Origin of the sequence: Nocardioides sp. CCNWLW239 (assembly GCF_037137035.1) — a bacterium.
Lineage (GTDB): Bacteria > Actinomycetota > Actinomycetes > Propionibacteriales > Nocardioidaceae > Nocardioides.
In genome coordinates this window covers 374,185-388,879 of record NZ_JBBBNW010000003.1, presented here as the reverse complement: position 1 = coordinate 388,879, position 14,695 = coordinate 374,185, and the positions used below count along the sequence as shown (strand labels likewise).

The 14,695-nt window shown below is 69.2% G+C and carries 13 protein-coding genes; 6 read left to right on the top strand and 7 right to left on the bottom strand.

Translation table 11 applies throughout. The features are described from left to right. Positions 1-17 precede the first annotated feature (17 nt). The gene (locus tag WBG06_RS13670; RefSeq protein WP_336737337.1) at positions 18-2,297 is read right to left on the bottom strand and encodes an outer membrane protein assembly factor BamB family protein; all 2,280 of its coding nucleotides are present in this window, start codon (positions 2,295-2,297) and stop codon (positions 18-20) included. A gap of 132 nt (positions 2,298-2,429) precedes the next feature. Between WBG06_RS13670 and WBG06_RS13665 the strand changes: the two genes are divergently transcribed. Continuing rightward, positions 2,430-3,128 (top strand): Type 1 glutamine amidotransferase-like domain-containing protein, encoded by a 699-nt coding sequence (locus WBG06_RS13665; RefSeq protein ID WP_336737336.1) that lies wholly within the window; start codon positions 2,430-2,432, stop codon positions 3,126-3,128. Between the two features lie 53 nt (positions 3,129-3,181). Here the strand turns inward: WBG06_RS13665 and WBG06_RS13660 are convergent, their stop codons facing one another. Continuing rightward, complete coding sequence (locus WBG06_RS13660) at positions 3,182-3,565, bottom strand: hypothetical protein (RefSeq protein WP_336737335.1); 384 nt, start codon at positions 3,563-3,565, stop codon at positions 3,182-3,184. A 70-nt stretch (positions 3,566-3,635) separates the two neighbouring features. On the opposite strand from WBG06_RS13660, the gene WBG06_RS13655 reads away from it, so the two are divergent. Next, a complete protein-coding gene (locus WBG06_RS13655) occupies positions 3,636-4,241 on the top strand; it encodes a methyltransferase domain-containing protein (RefSeq protein ID WP_336737334.1) in 606 nt (201 codons plus the stop codon). A 40-nt stretch (positions 4,242-4,281) separates the two neighbouring features. Here the strand turns inward: WBG06_RS13655 and WBG06_RS13650 are convergent, their stop codons facing one another. The 4 genes from WBG06_RS13650 to WBG06_RS13635 all read right to left on the bottom strand — a co-directional run bounded on the left by WBG06_RS13650 (position 4,282) and on the right by WBG06_RS13635 (position 8,297). Further along, entirely contained in the window at positions 4,282-5,478 is a 1,197-nt protein-coding gene (locus tag WBG06_RS13650; RefSeq protein WP_442945461.1) for an RtcB family protein, read from the bottom strand. 303 nt (positions 5,479-5,781) lie between these two features. Further along, positions 5,782-6,978 carry an outer membrane protein assembly factor BamB family protein gene (locus WBG06_RS13645; RefSeq protein ID WP_336737333.1) on the bottom strand — a complete coding sequence of 399 codons (1,197 nt, stop codon included), beginning with the start codon at positions 6,976-6,978 and terminating at the stop codon, positions 5,782-5,784. Positions 6,979-7,219: 241 nt separating this feature from the next. Then, on the bottom strand, positions 7,220-7,690 hold the full coding sequence (locus tag WBG06_RS13640) for a PPOX class F420-dependent oxidoreductase (protein ID WP_336737331.1): 471 nt from the start codon (positions 7,688-7,690) through the stop codon (positions 7,220-7,222). Then, complete coding sequence (locus WBG06_RS13635; protein ID WP_336737330.1) at positions 7,656-8,297, bottom strand: glyoxalase; 642 nt, start codon at positions 8,295-8,297, stop codon at positions 7,656-7,658. The genes WBG06_RS13640 and WBG06_RS13635 overlap by 35 nt, the downstream gene beginning before the upstream one ends. 258 nt (positions 8,298-8,555) lie before the next feature. Between WBG06_RS13635 and WBG06_RS13630 the strand changes: the two genes are divergently transcribed. Genes WBG06_RS13630 through WBG06_RS13620 form a run of 3 tightly spaced genes read left to right on the top strand, consistent with a single transcriptional unit; the run spans position 8,556 to position 11,201 of the window. Further along, positions 8,556-9,518 (top strand): ABC transporter ATP-binding protein, encoded by a 963-nt coding sequence (locus WBG06_RS13630; RefSeq protein WP_442945460.1) that lies wholly within the window; start codon positions 8,556-8,558, stop codon positions 9,516-9,518. Continuing rightward, positions 9,511-10,302 (top strand): ABC transporter permease, encoded by a 792-nt coding sequence (locus WBG06_RS13625; RefSeq protein ID WP_336737329.1) that lies wholly within the window; start codon positions 9,511-9,513, stop codon positions 10,300-10,302. Before WBG06_RS13630 ends, WBG06_RS13625 begins: the two co-directional genes overlap by 8 nt. Next, on the top strand, positions 10,299-11,201 hold the full coding sequence (locus WBG06_RS13620; protein WP_336738060.1) for a COX15/CtaA family protein: 903 nt from the start codon (positions 10,299-10,301) through the stop codon (positions 11,199-11,201). Before WBG06_RS13625 ends, WBG06_RS13620 begins: the two co-directional genes overlap by 4 nt. A gap of 257 nt (positions 11,202-11,458) precedes the next feature. Here WBG06_RS13620 and WBG06_RS13615 read toward each other — a convergent pair whose 3' ends face one another. Beyond that, positions 11,459-12,397 carry a heme o synthase gene (locus WBG06_RS13615; protein ID WP_336737328.1) on the bottom strand — a complete coding sequence of 313 codons (939 nt, stop codon included), beginning with the start codon at positions 12,395-12,397 and terminating at the stop codon, positions 11,459-11,461. 185 nt (positions 12,398-12,582) lie between these two features. Between WBG06_RS13615 and tkt the strand changes: the two genes are divergently transcribed. Beyond that, positions 12,583-14,694 carry a transketolase gene (gene tkt, locus WBG06_RS13610; RefSeq protein WP_336737327.1) on the top strand — a complete coding sequence of 704 codons (2,112 nt, stop codon included), beginning with the start codon at positions 12,583-12,585 and terminating at the stop codon, positions 14,692-14,694. Position 14,695: the final 1 nt, after the last annotated feature.

The following is a 14,695-nucleotide window of genomic DNA, read 5'->3' as shown; positions in this document are numbered from 1 at the left end:
CCCTTACTTGCTCCCGATCACCGCAGAATCGCCTTCATCGCGCGGTCGGCGACGCGTGGAGCGACCTTCGAGGCCGATGGTTTGTCCCGGTCGCGGAGACCGATGTCGACGACCAGGATCACGTTGTCCCTGCGAACTCGAAGATGGCTGGCGTCGACGTATCCGTCCGAGCCCTCCGCCATCACCGACTCGTCCCACTTCTGGTCCCTACGCGGCGTCGCAAGCTCGCCTCGGCTGTCGGCGAAGACCTCCTCGGCCGCCACGGACCCGGTCGCGCCGGTGATCGGGCTGGGCCCGACCGCATACGCGACGACCTGCACGTGAGAATGGATGTAGCCGGCCTCCCGCGTCGCCCACAGACAGCCCCGGAGGCGAGCATCGCCCGGCGACGTCAGATCGGTCGGCTTCGCTCCCGGAAGGAGATCACGTACGTCGTCGGCGACCGCAGCGCACATGTCCGGCACGTCGGTGACCGGCCCGTCGCTCACCGCATCGGGCACCTTCACCTCGGCTCCGGCAGCTCCGAGTATGTCTTTCAACGCGGCCATCGCGCCGGTCTCACGGGCGACTGAGCCTGGAGGGAGCCTGCCCTCGCGATGATCCCCGATGTCGGTCAGTCGTACCAGCGCGACGACATTCCGCTGACGCACCGCGACAATGATCTCCGTGCGCGACATCCTCGGATCGCCGAGCTCAAAGTGCGCAGTCGGCCCTTTCGCGACCAGTGTCGACACTGAGGCCCACGCCTCGTCCCCGAGGCCGTCGACCGCGACCGATGACGTCGTCGGGTCACGCGCGGACGACACCCACTCCCGGGCCCTGGCGGTCGCGCTCGCGGTGGAGTCGGGCCGCATGACCTCGGCGTGTGTGGACAGGGTCACGGATCCCTCAGCCCACTCGCAGTCCAGAGGGACCTCCCGCTCGAGCGTTGCGGTGAACCCGAGGCCGCGCAACGTCTCCTCACGCACCTCTGCACAGGGATCGACCTGCGGGTCGGGGCGTACGTCCCCGCTCGCCCAGCTCGGCCGCTCGACGTTCTTCGAGCGCGGAATCGGATCGGCGGTCGTCCTTGTGGGCAGCGTGTAGGCCACAACGCGGTGCCCATAGGAACCGTCCTCGAGCTCGCCGAAGCCGGCTTCGATCACCAGATCACCCACCACCGAACCCGAGCCGATCGCGTCGTCCTCGATCCAGCCGACCGTTCGAGCCGGTCCCCCTGTCCAGTCCGCCCGCGTGACCCAGTAGGCGGTCCCGTGCTCGGATCGGCCGTCCGGCACCTCACGGCCCATGTAGACGCCATCCTCGCTGGCGCCGAGATAGTCGTCGCCTTCTTTCCCCGGCCAGCTTCCCAACTCCTTGCCGCTCTCGGGGTCCCACACCCGGACGGCAGACTCATAGGTCCCGCTGGGACTCGGCCTGGAGGATCGGTCGTAGCTGCCGACGACCCGGTTGCCGACCACCTCGACAGGATGGGGTGACAGGTAGCGTCCCCTGGGCCGCCCGATGATCGGCCCGATCTCCCCAGAGGCCGGATCGATCGTCCGGAGTCCGGAGACACCGTCCAGTTGGATCTCGGCCAGCACCTGGTCAGTGGCGTGGAGCGAGGCGATGTCGGCGTCCTTCCCCTTCGCCGACCAACGTCTCTTCCCCGTGTCGACGTCGTAGCCGACCAGAGCATTCGAATCGACGATCACGGCGAGGTCGGAGGAGGTGAGTGCCGCCCGGCAGCGACCGGGCAGATCCGGATGACGCCGAGTCCCCGTCAAGGAGGCCAATTTCCGCCCTGAGCCCACCTCCCAACGGTCGACTCCGCACACGCCGGCCGCGCTGACGGTCTGACCGCTCAGGCCGATCTGACCGGCTGTCACGGGGTTGTTCTCGTCGTCCCCCACCTCCGTCGACCAGAGTTCCTCGCCCGTCGCCGTGTCGATCACTCGCACCTCGTCACAGTCAGGTACGGCACCCGAGCGGACTGCCAACAGGCCGTCGGCATTGACGTCGGAGAGCCCACAGAGCTTTCTCGACGCCAGTGTCCAAGCAGTCGACCCGTCCTCCAGGTTCAGCGCGACGAGCCGGCTCGATCTCGAGTCGAAGGAGATCCACAGGTCCTCTGTCGCCCAGCGCTCGGTGAGCAAGGGTGATCCCTCGACGGGCGCGATCCAGGCCACCTTCAGCCGCGGCACCTCGGCGTACGGATTCCTGCTCACCCCGCATCCGCACAGCCCTGCTCCCACCAATGCCAGCACCACCGCCGCCACCGCGTGTCTCCACACGAACTCACCACCCCGAGAACTCATGTGGCGAGGTTAAGCGACAGGCAGGCCGAACGGATCACGACTCGGCCGGTCATCGACGCCCGAGGGTGGCTCTCCTCGACATGGCACACACCACTGCGGGAGCCCCTCCCCGTCGGTCGTTAGCCTGACGCCATGGCAGGACCACGTGGACGACGAATGTTGCTGACCGCCAACGGAATCTGCAACGACACACTGCTGCACACGCTGACCAGCTTGGTCGACCGGCCGCTCGCGGAGTCCCGGCTCATGGTGGTGCTGACGGCCACGCTCGGCTCCGACGGTGACAAGCGGTGGCTGATCGACAGTCTCGCCCACCTGGCCGGTCTCGGCTGGACCTCCATCGACCTCGTCGACGTCGCGGCACCGACACCGGATCTGAGCGACAGGTTCGAGGCGGCGGACGTGGTCTACGTGCAGGGTGGGAACCAGTACGTCCTGGCCGCGGCGATCGAGCGCAACGGGCTGGCACCGATGTTCGAGCAGGTCAGCCGCGAGAAGGTGTACGTCGGGCAGAGCGCCGGCTCGATGATCTGGAGCCGCCATCTGGCTGATGGGGTCGCTGTCTTCGGGGATGCCGGCGAGGCCGCGGTCACCGGCTCGGCACCCACCGCTCCCCTGCCCCTGCTTGACGTCTACCTCAAGCCGCACCTGGCTCCGAGCGTGATGCCCGAACGCACCGAGGCGTGGGCCCGGGAACGGGCCGCATCGGCGGCGTACCCGATCTGGTTCGTCGACGACTCCTCCGCCGTTCTGGTCACCGGTGCGGACGCCTCGGTGGTGACCACGGTCGGCGAGGGTCGAGTGCTGAAGCTGAACGACCTCAACCCTTGATGCAGAGGGAAGGTGCCGACGCCACATCCTCACCCGGCGCCGACAGGAAGCGATCAGCCCGTCGGCATCCCGTCGAGGGTCGGCGAGACGAGGGCGGCGACACCGACGTAGACGGCGTCGGGCGGCAGCCAGCGGATGCCGCGATCGGAGCGCAGGACCGCGCGACCGCGTTCGAGGTCGAAGATGCCGACCCGGGTGCGGCCGCCGGAGCGGACGACCGCCACCTCACCGCGTCTGGGGCGACGGGGATTGATCACCAGGTCGGACCCCGGTGGCAGACCGCGGGAGGTGAGGTGGGCACCGACGAGACGGTGGACCTGCGTGGCGTCCTCCGGCACGGGCACAGGTGACCGCTTCGCGGGTGGCGCCGCTGCCACGGGAACGAGCTCGAACGGCAGCGGTACGTCACGCCCGGACGCACCGCCAGTCGATCTCATGTTCGAAAGCGTACCGGTCGGCGATGGCACACGGAACCATCTCTCGTGTCCCGGCTGAGAGACTGTGGCCATGACCGTCAACGACCCCACGGACTGGGAGTCCGCCTACGTCCGCGGCACGACCGCCTGGGACCTCGGCGCACCCTTGGCATACCTCGAGGAGGACATCGCGCTGTTCGGGGAGCCCGGCACCGCGTTCGCGCCCGGCGCCGGCCGGGGGCACGATGCTGCCGGGCTGGCGGCTGCCGGGTGGCGTACGACGGTCGTGGACCTCTCGCCCACCGCGGCCGCCTACGCGGCGGAGCACTACCCGGACCTCACCTACGTGGTCGGCGACGCACTCGACGTCGACGACGTCCTGGGCGCTACCGGCGGGCCGGTCGACCTGATGTGGGACCACACCTTCTTCTGCGCCCTGCCACCCGCCTGGCGCGGTCGCGTCGGCGACCTGGCCCGCGCGGTCGTACGCCCCGGCGGGCGGGTCGCATCGGGGGTCTTCCCCGTCGACCGTCCGAGCGACGAGGCGGGCCCGCCGTGGACGTACGTCCCGGAGGACATGACCCACGCCCTCGGTCCCGACTTCGACCTGGTCCACCTCTCCGAGCCGCTCCGGCTGAACCCGCGGCTCCCCTGGAGCCACCGGCTGGGGATCTGGCAGCGTTCCCGAGGGTTGTGAAGCTGAGCGTGACCGATAGGCCACGCTCAGCTTCACAACCTCATCCCTTGACGCAGAGCAGCGTGCGCAGGCGGGCCTCGACCGAGACAAGGTCGGTCTGGGCCTCGATGACGCTCTCCAGGGACTTGTAGGCACCGGGGATCTCGTCGACGACGCCGGCGTCCTTGCGGCACTCGACACCGTCGGTCTGAGCACGCAGGTCGTCGACGCTGAACGTCTTCTTCGCCTTCGTCCGCGACATCTTCCGGCCCGCTCCGTGGGAGGCGGAGCAGTAGGAGGCCTCGTTGCCGAGCCCGCGGACGACGTACGAGCCGGTGCCCATCGACCCGGGGATCAGCCCGAACTCGTCGGACTTGGCCGAGATCGCGCCCTTGCGGGTGACCACCAGGTCGACGCCGTCGTAGGTCTCCCGGGCGACGTAGTTGTGGTGGGCGTTGACCTCACGACCCCACACCACCGACGGGAAGAAGCGCGCGAAGACGCCCTTGACGGTCGCCATCATGATCCGCCGGTTGAGCTTGGCGTAGTCCTGGGCCCAGTAGAGGTCGTGCAGGTAGGCGTCCATCTCCGCGGTGCCGGCCAGGAAGACCGCCAGGTCTCGGTCCGGCAGGCCCAGGTTGTGCTCGAGCCCCTTGGCCGCGTAGATGTGCCGCTCCGCGATCTCCTTGCCGATGTTGCGGGATCCGCTGTGCAGCATCAGCCAGATCGCACCGTCGTCGTCGGAGGTCACCTCGATGAAGTGATTTCCGCCGCCGAGGGAGCCGCACTGTGCGACCGCCCGCTTGTGTCGGTCGTCGAGCTTGGGCGCCCGCAGCTCCTCGAAGCCTCCGAAGAGCTTGTCGAAGGCGACCTTCAGCTTCAGGTCCTTGCGGACGACGCCGGCCTGGCCGTCGTTCGCCTGGAACCCGACCGGGACGGCCTCCTCGATCGCCGACCGCAGCGGGCCGAGGTCGTCGGGCAGGTCGCTGGTCGTGACGGAGGTCTTGACCGCCATCATCCCGCAGCCGATGTCGACACCGACCGCGCTCGGCGAGACGGCGTCCTTCATCGCGACGACGGAGCCGACCGTGGCGCCCTTGCCAAGGTGTACGTCGGGCATGACGCGAACGCCGTGCACCCACGGCAGCCGGGAGATGTTGCGCAGCTGGTCCTGGGCTGCGTGCTCGATCTCGTGCGGGCGTGCCCACATCAGGGTCTCGGCCTGGGCGCCGGCCAGGGCGATCGGGAACTCGTTCATCATTCTTCACTCTCCTCGAGTCTGGCCGGGCATGCGAAAGAGCCGCTCCGGCCGGGGTCTGTTTCGGCGGAGCGGCCCTTCGACGGACGGCGCTGTGACTCAGCGCGTCGGCGGCTCCTGGCCGATGCGGTCCGAGCGGAGGTCGGAGCGCAGGCAGGTCTCGTCCGCCTGACCGGGATTCCCGGCGGCGGAGCGGATCTCGACCGTCCTACGCATGCTCATCTCCTCGTCCGTGTTGCTGTGCCGGAAACGGTAGTCAGCGGCGTACGTCCGGTGCCACTGGTTTTCGCACCGAGCCGCTCCTCAGCTGCCCGTCGACGGCAGCTCGAGGGCCGTCGTCTCGCTGTCGCCGCTCGACGCGTCGACGGTGCCCACCAGCAGCAGGTCACCGACCTTCGTCACCACGGCCGGGCTGGCCTCCACGGTGCCGACGACCTCGTCGGAGCCGTCGTCGAGGTCGCGACGGACCACGCGATAGCCGGACTCGGACTGGGCGCCACGACCGATGTAGACGCCGTTCTCGTCGGCGCCCAAGAAGGTGTCGCCGGCTTCGCCCACCCGGCTCCACGCTTCGGTCCCCGAGCTCAGGTCCCACGCTCGAACGGCGCCGGCGTCGTCGGACCCGGACGGCTCCTCGCCATACGAGCCGAAGATCCGTTCGTCCACGACGGCGGCCGACCCGAGAGTCGGCGTCGTGGCGCCGGCGTCCAAGGACCGGCCGATGATCTTCCCGACCTGGCCGCTGCCGGGGTCGATGGCGCGTACGCCCTGCGTTCCCTCGAACCCGAGGTCGGCGACGATCGGCTCGGTGGCATAGAGCGCGCCTACGTAGGGATCGGCCCCGGCGACGGTCCACACGCGCTTGCCGGTATCGACGTCGACGCCGACGAGGCCGTCCTTCTCGGGAATCAGGCCCGTGCGGCCGGTGGTCGCCACCCGGCAGCCGAACGAGCCGAGCTCGGTGGACCCGCCGCGAGCCCTCAGCGGCTCCAGGCGATCACCGGTCGCCGCGTCCCAGCGCTCGATCGCGCACGCGGTGGTGACCGACGCGGTGGTCTCGGTCAGCCCGACCATGCCGCCACCCTCGGAGCGTCCACCGATCGACTCGAACGTCTCCGACCACACCACGTCGCCGTCGGCGGTGTCCACGACGGTGACGCGGTCGCAGCTGTGCGATCCGGATGGATGGTCACGTACGGCGACGAGCCCGGCCTCGTTCACCGGCGAGATCTCGCACACGTTCTCCTCGAGCGGCAGATGCCATGCCTCAGTGCCGTCGTCAAGGCGTACGGCTTCGATCCGGGAGGAGTCGATGTTGGCGTAGATCCACAGCTCGTCGGTCGCGGTCCACGAGCCCTTGGACAGGAAATCGCTCTCCGGGCCTCCCGGTCGAGACCACTTCTCGGCCAGTGCCGACCCTGGCCCATCCGTCTCGCCGCACCCGACGAGCAACGTGCCGACCGCCACGACCGTCGCCAGGAACGCCTGCTGAGACTTCACGGGCCTCAACGTTAAGACCTGAAGATGCGAGCGTCAGCCCTTCCGGAAGACTCGGTACGACCACACTGTGCTGGTGCGTCCGACTGGCCTGCTCGTCGGCCGCCTCCACTGGAGAAGTGGTCATTATGGGCCTTCGGCCCGGTCACCTTCGAGCCCAAAGCGACCACTCGAAGGCACCGAGGCCGGCCCCAGCGCCCCCGCCCGGTAATCACCCACTCATCGACAAACCGCCCTGCCCCACTCAGGCGAGGCGGGCTGGGAAACCTCCGGTGGCGATCGGGCCCCAGCGCGTCGGGGTGATCCGGAGGAGGGACTTGCCCTGGTCGACCATGGCCTGGCGGTATTCGTCCCAGTCGGAGTGCTCGCCGGAGATGTTGCGGAAGTAGGTGACGAACGCGTCCAGCGCAGCCTCCCCCTCGGTTGCGTCGAGGACCTCGGCGTCGCCGTCGACCTGGACCCAGGCACCGTTCCACTCGTCGGAGAGGACCATCACGCTGACCTGGGGCCGTACTCGGGCGTTGCGGGTCTTGGCGCGCTCCGGGTAGGTCGCGATCACGATCCGGCCATCGTCGTCGACGCCGCCGGTGACCGGCGAGAGCTGCGGGGACCCGTCGGCTCTGCTGGTCACCAGGATCATCTGGTGCCGGGGGCGTACGAACTCCAGGAGCCCCTCGAGATCAACGGTCGTGTTCGTCGCGATCGTGCGTGCCATGGTCCCCAGCCTGCCAGGTGAACCCGTCCGGGTCGGTGAAGGCCTCGCTGCCGCCACCCAGGACGATCCCGTACGCAGCAGCCGGGTCGAGCGGGACCCCAGTCTCCTTCTCCAGGGCGTGGCGGGGGTAGATTGCGAGCTGGACGGCGCCGGGAGCGGCCTCGAACTCGGCGTACTTGCCGCCGAAGCTCCGCTTCACGCCGAGCCCGCGCTCGGCGTAGAACTTCTTGCTCGCCTTGACGTCGGCGACCCCGAGGAGCAGCACGATGTCGTCGATCTCCCTGGTGGCGGGACCGCGGTCCTTCTTGGCGGAGGTCGCGACCTTCCAGACGGATCCGTCGGGGGCCTGCACGATCCCGCCGTAGCCCCAGAAGGACTTCTCGACCGGCTTGAGGGAGGTGGCGCCGGCCGCGAGTGCCGAGTCGACGAGGCTGTCGACCGTCGAGGGCTGGCTGACGACCAGCGAGACCGTGAACGGCCGGCCGGCGCCGGTGCCCGGGCCCTGGCGTACGGAGATCTGGTCGGTGAGGCCGAAGGCCTTGTCGTAGAACGCCCGGGCGTCCGTGGGGTCGGTTGCGTCGAGGGTGATGGTCTGAAGAGTGATCATGTCTCGACTCTAGGAATCCCGGATCCCTGCTGCTTCTCGATTCCTGACCGCTCCCGATGACCCTGGGATGTTGATCTTCTGTGCAGATCTTGTGGTTCTGCAATCGCGTCATGACCCTGCGGGTATCACCGTCACATCCCCGCGTTGGCCGTCCTTCGGTGGGAGTTGGGCGGCCAACGTCCTGATAGACGCCTAAGAATCCAACGATGCACAGGTACGCGATTGGGCCGGTGGCGTGCGCCTTCTTAGACTGCGGCCGTGGAATCTTCCGTCGCCAGCCCCGCTGTCGAGGTACGCGACCTGCGCATGGCCTACGGCGACAAGACCGCCGTCGACGGTCTTTCGCTGAGCGTCGCGGCAGGCTCGATCACGGCCGTGCTCGGGCCCAACGGCGCGGGGAAGACGACCACGCTGGAGACGTGCGAGGGCTATCGCAAGCCTCAGCAGGGCTCGGTGCGTGTGCTCGGGCTCGACCCGATCGCCGACCGCAAGCAGCTGCTCCCCCGGATCGGGGTGATGCTGCAGGGGCAAGGGGCGTGGAGCGGCGTACGCGCGATGGAGATGCTGCGCCACATCGCACGCCTGCACGCACACCCGTTGGACATCGACTATCTGGCCGATCGACTCGGCCTGGGCGAGTGCGGCCGCACGCCCTACCGACGGCTCTCCGGTGGGCAGCAGCAGCGGCTCGGGCTGGCGATGGCGCTGGTCGGTCGCCCGGAGCTGGTGTTCGTGGATGAGCCGACGGCAGGGATGGACCCGCAGGGGCGGCGTACGACCTGGGAGCTGCTCCGCGAGCTGCGCGCCGACGGCGTCACCGTCGTGCTGACCACCCACTACCTGGAGGAGGCCGAGGAGCTGGCCGACCAGGTGCACATCATCGACCGCGGCCGCATGATCGCCTCCGGGACTCCGCTGGAGCTGACCCGAGGCGGCGCGACCGCCACCGTCCGGCTGGTCGTGACCAAGCCGTTCCCACCCGGCGCCCGCGAGTCCCTGCGTGTGGCGCTCGGCGAGGACACCGAGGTCATCCTGCTCGACGAACGCTCGATGCGGGTGACCGGCAAGGCCGACCCCACCACGCTCGCCAAGGTGAGCCGCTGGTGCGAGGAGAACGACGTCCTCCCGGAGTCGCTGACCCTGGGCCGCCGGAGCCTCGAGGACGTCTTCCTCGATCTCACCGGCGACCTCCGTCTCTCCGAGGGGATCGAACATGTCTGAGGTGGCTACGGGGACCTTCACCCCGATGCCGGGCAGCGCCCCGATCACCCGGCAGGTGGTCGCGCAGGCGCTGATGGAGGCCAAGTTGATGCTCCGCAACGGGGAGCAGCTCCTCCTGGCCGTGGTGATCCCGGTCATGGTCCTGGTCGGCGGTGTCACCGCCGGCAACGCGATCGACCTCGACCTCGGCACGGATCGCGCGCTCGTCGACGTCCTCACCCCGGGCGTCCTCGCACTGGCGATCATGTCGACCTCTTTCACCAGTCTCGCGATCGCGACCGGCTTCGAGCGGCGCTACGGCGTGATCAAGCGACTCGGCGCCTCCCCGCTCCCCCGCACCGGCCTGCTCGCCGGCAAGGTGCTCGCGCTCGGCTGCGTACAGCTCGTGCAGCTCTTCGTCATCGGCGCCGTCGGCCAGATCCTCGGCTGGACCCCTGCCGCGGGCTTCGGCACCGTCCTCGCCTTCTTCCTGGCCATCGCCATGGGCACCCTGGCTTTCGCCTCGCTCGGCCTCTTCGTCGCCGGCGTGCTGCGCGCCGAGGCGACGCTGGCCGCGGCCAACCTCATCTATCTGCTTCTCTTGGCCGGCGGTGCCGTGGTGCTGCCGCTGACGGCCTACGGCGCCTACGGAGACGTCGCTCGCTGGCTGCCGTCGGGCGCGCTCGGTGAGGCGGTACGCACCGCGTTCCTCGACGGCACCCCGGCCTGGCGAGACCTCGGCGTACTCCTGATCTGGGCCGTCCTCGGCTCCACCCTCACAGCTAGGACGTTCAAGTGGGAATGATCACCACCGAGCCCTCCACCGGACCCGGCCGCTCGGCCAAGGACAAGGTCCTCGCCTGGCTCCGAGCCCACGCGTTCGGGCTGGCGATCGCCAACCTGATCGCCAACATCGGGATCGTGGTCACCGGCGCAGTGGTCCGGCTGACCGGTTCTGGTCTCGGCTGTCCCACCTGGCCCAAGTGCACCGAGGAGTCCTACGTGGCTCACGAGGCGCTCGGGATCAACGGGGTCATCGAGTTCGGCAACCGGCTGCTGACCTACGTCCTGGCCGCCATCGCCATCACCGTTGTGGTCGCCGTCTGGAACCGCCGAGGGGTCATCCGCAACCTGGCGATCGTCATCGCCTGTGGCGTACCGCTCCAGGGCGTCATCGGCGGGATCACCGTGCTCACCGAGCTCAACCCCTACGTCGTCGCGCTCCACCTGCTCGCCTCGATGGCGATGGTCGGTCTGTGCGTCTGGCTGCTCGACGAGCTCCGCTCCCCGGTTCGCGACGCCGCGCCGCAGACCGTACGCATCGCCGCCGTCGTCACCTTCGCCGTCGGCTGGCTCTCGCTGTGGCTCGGCACCGTCGTGACCGGCTCCGGCCCCCACTCCGGCGACCTCGACTCCCGCCGCACCGGCCTCGACCCGGCCCTGATGTCCCACATCCACGCCTACGCCGTCTACGCGCTCATCGCCGCGACCCTGGTGACGCTGTGGCTCGGCCGCAAGCACGCCTACGTCCGTCAGGTCACGATCGTCCTGCTGGCCATCGAGCTCGCGCAGGGCCTGATCGGCTGGGTGCAGTACCTCACCGATCTCCCGGTCGTCCTCGTCGGCTTCCACATGCTCGGCGCCGCCCTCATCTCCGCCGGCCTCGCCCGCGTCGTCCGCGCCACCCGCGCCCACACCGCCTGAGCCGTCGAGGCCCGCGGGCTTCGTTCCGAGACAGACCCGTCAACGATCCCCTGCGGGACTCACCACTTCACCCTCATCTGTGATGAAGCGGCAGGGCGGCAAGCTGGCGAGCCCATTCGCCGTTCCCCACGCGCACAGCGTACGAGCCAGACGGATCCCAACACTCCCCGTCCCCGGAGAATGCGGAGTCAAGAAAACGTAGGAGGGCTGGAGTCACCAGGTGACTCCAGCCCTCCTACGTTGTTGAGTACGGGATTTCAGCGGAGCAGCGGGTCGACCGCTAGGGCGACGAAGAGCAGGCTCAGGTAGAGGTTGCTCGAGTGGAAGAGCTGCATGGGGCGGATCTTGGTGAGGTCCTCGGTGCCCTTGGCACGCGCGTGCAGCTGGTGGGCCTGGACGAGGAAGACGGCGCCGAGGCCGATGGCGGCCACCGGGTAGAGCCAGCCGGTGGAGGCGACGGGCCACAGCAGGAGCGAGGTGGCGACCATGACCCAGGAGTACGCCACGATCTGGCCGCCGACGTGGCGGGCGGACTTGACCACGGGCAGCATGGGCACGTCGACCTGCGCGTAGTCCTCGCGGTAGCGCAGCGCCAGCGCCCAGGTGTGCGGCGGGGTCCAGAAGAAGACGACCATGAACAGGATCAGGGGCTCCCAGGAGACCTGGTTGGTGACCGCGGTCCAGCCGATCAGGGTCGGGAAGCATCCGGCGATGCCGCCCCAGACGATGTTCTGGGTGGTGCGCCGCTTGAGCAGCATCGTGTAGACGAAGACGTAGAAGGCGTTCGCGGCCAGCGAGAGGCCGGCGGAGAGCCAGTTCACGAAGAACCCGAGCACCAGCACCGACAGCACGGCCAGCACCGACCCGAAGATCAAGGCCGCGCGTGGGGTGACCACGTGCCGCGGCAGCGCCCGGCGCCGCGTACGCCGCATCTGCTCGTCGATGTCGCGGTCGTAGACGCAGTTGAAGACCGAGGCCGAGCCGGCCGAGAAGATCCCGCCGATGACCGTGGCGGCCACCAGGCCGACACCCGGAACACCCTGCGCGGCGAAGAACATCACCGGCACGGTGGTCAGCAGCAGCAGCTCGATCACGCGGGGCTTCGTCAAGGAGACGTACGCCGAGATGACATCGCGCATTGACGCGCGGTCGCTACGCTGGTCGAGGTCGGGGACCGGCTGTTCGACGTGCGTCACTGAGAAGATCCTTCTCGATCGGGTTGAGGCTTCACATGCGGCACCTACAAGCAGTTCACAGCATGCGGCTCGCAGTCTAACCCGGGGCGTGAGTAGGCTCGGATTCGGCAGCCCCCACGGCCAGCCCACGTACTTCCCAAGTGGACTCCACCCAATTGATTCCACCTATTTTGAAAAGGCACCTCGTGAGCACCAAACCTGTACTCGAGTGGACCGATCTGGACAGCAAGGCCGTGGACACCGTCCGCGTTCTCGCCATGGACTCCGTGCAGAAGGTCGGCAACGGCCACCCTGGCACCGCGATGAGCCTGGCCCCGGCGGCGTACCTGCTCTTCCAGAAGGTGATGAAGCACAACCCGGCCGACACCGACTGGCTCGGCCGTGACCGGTTCGTGCTCTCCGTCGGCCACTCGAGCATCTCCCTCTACATCCAGCTCTACCTCGGCGGCTTCGGCCTCGAGCTCGGCGACCTGGAGAGTCTGCGCACCTGGGGCTCCCTCACGCCGGGCCACCCCGAGCGCGGCCACACCCGCGGCGTGGAGGTGACCACCGGCCCGCTCGGCCAGGGTGTCGCCAACGCCGTCGGTATCGCGATGGCCCAGCGTCGGCTGCGGGGCCTGCTCGACCCGGACACCCCGGTCGACGAGCCGAGCCCGTTCGACCACAAGACCTACGTCCTGGCCGGCGACGGCGACCTGCAGGAGGGCGTCAGCGCCGAGGCGAGCTCGATCGCGGGCACGCAGAAGCTCGGCAACCTCACGATGATCTACGACGCCAACCGGATCTCGATCGAGGGCGACACCAACGTCGCGTTCACCGAGGACGTCGCGGCCCGCTACGAGGCTTACGGCTGGCACGTCCAGGAGGTCGACTGGACCCACGACGGCACCGAGTACTCCGAGGACGTGCCGGCGCTGTTCGACGCCATCACCGCGGCCAACGAGGTCACCGACAAGCCGTCGCTGATCGTGCTGCGGACCATCATCGCCTGGCCGGCCCCCAACGCGCAGAACACCGAGGCCGCCCACGGCTCCGCCCTCGGCGCCGAGGAGGTCGCCGCGACCAAGAAGGTGCTGGGCTTCGACCCGGAGAAGTCCTTCGACGTCGACCCCGAGGTGCTCGCCCACACCCGCAAGCTCATCGAGCGCGGCGAGAAGGCCGAGGAGGCCTGGCGTGCCGAGGAGGCCGCCTGGGCCGAGGCCAACCCCGAGGGCGCGAAGCTGCTCGAGCGGATGCAGGCCGGGGAGCTCCCCGACGGCATCGCCGACGCGCTGCCCTTCTTCGAGGCCGACGCCAAGGGCATCGCGACCCGCGCCGCCTCCGGCAAGGTGATCAACGCGCTCGCGCCGGTGCTGCCCGAGTTGTGGGGCGGCTCGGCCGACCTCGCCGGCTCCAACAACACCACCATCTCCGGTGCACCCAGCTTCGTCCCGGAGGACCGCTCCACCCACGAGTGGAAGGGCGACCCCTACGCGGGCCGCGTGCTCCACTTCGGCATCCGCGAGCACGCCATGGGGGCGATCCTCAACGGCATCGTGGCCCACTCGCCGACGAAGGCCTTCGGCGGCACCTTCTTCCAGTTCTCCGACTACATGCGCGGCGCCGTCCGCGTCGGGGCGCTCTCCAAGCTGCCGGTGATCCACGTCTGGACCCACGACTCCGTCGGTCTCGGCGAGGACGGTCCGACCCACCAGCCGGTCGAGCACCTCGCCGCCGTCCGGGCCATCCCGGGCCTCGACGTGGTCCGTCCCGCCGACGCCAACGAGACCGCCGCCGCCTGGCTCGAGGTGCTCAAGCACCACGACCGCCCCTCGGCGCTCATCCTGACCCGTCAGGCGCTGCCGACGTTCCCGCGCGGGGTGGACGGATTCGCCACCACCGAAGGCGTGGCGAAGGGTGGCTACGTACTCCTCGACTCCCCCACCGGGACCGTGGACGTCGTGCTGCTCGGCACCGGCTCGGAGGTCCAGTACGCCGTGGCCGCCCGCGAGGAGCTGGCCAAGGAGGGCATCGGTGCCCGCGTCGTCTCGCTGCCGTGCCTGGAGTGGTTCGACGCCCAGGACCAGGACTACCGCGACTCGGTGATCCCGCCCAACGTCAAGGCGCGCGTCAGCGTCGAGGCCGGGGTGAAGCAGGGCTGGCGGGAGTACGTCGGCGACGCCGGCCGGATCGTGTCGCTCGAGCACTTCGGCGCCTCGGCGTCCGGAGCGCTGCTGTTCAAGGAGTACGGCTTCACTCCTGAGGCGGTCGTCACGGCCGCCAAGGAGAGCCTCGCCGCCACCAACAAGGGAGCATGAA

Coding starts and splice junctions, on each gene's coding strand:
- WBG06_RS13670 (WP_336737337.1), bottom strand. CDS start 2,297: ATGAGTTCTCGGGGTGGTGAGTTCGTGTGGAGACACGCGGTGGCGGCG.
- WBG06_RS13665 (WP_336737336.1), top strand. CDS start 2,430: ATGGCAGGACCACGTGGACGACGAATGTTGCTGACCGCCAACGGAATC.
- WBG06_RS13660 (WP_336737335.1), bottom strand. CDS start 3,565: ATGAGATCGACTGGCGGTGCGTCCGGGCGTGACGTACCGCTGCCGTTC.
- WBG06_RS13655 (WP_336737334.1), top strand. CDS start 3,636: ATGACCGTCAACGACCCCACGGACTGGGAGTCCGCCTACGTCCGCGGC.
- WBG06_RS13650 (WP_442945461.1), bottom strand. CDS start 5,478: ATGAACGAGTTCCCGATCGCCCTGGCCGGCGCCCAGGCCGAGACCCTG.
- WBG06_RS13640 (WP_336737331.1), bottom strand. CDS start 7,690: ATGGCACGCACGATCGCGACGAACACGACCGTTGATCTCGAGGGGCTC.
- WBG06_RS13635 (WP_336737330.1), bottom strand. CDS start 8,297: ATGATCACTCTTCAGACCATCACCCTCGACGCAACCGACCCCACGGAC.
- WBG06_RS13625 (WP_336737329.1), top strand. CDS start 9,511: ATGTCTGAGGTGGCTACGGGGACCTTCACCCCGATGCCGGGCAGCGCC.
- WBG06_RS13620 (WP_336738060.1), top strand. CDS start 10,299: ATGATCACCACCGAGCCCTCCACCGGACCCGGCCGCTCGGCCAAGGAC.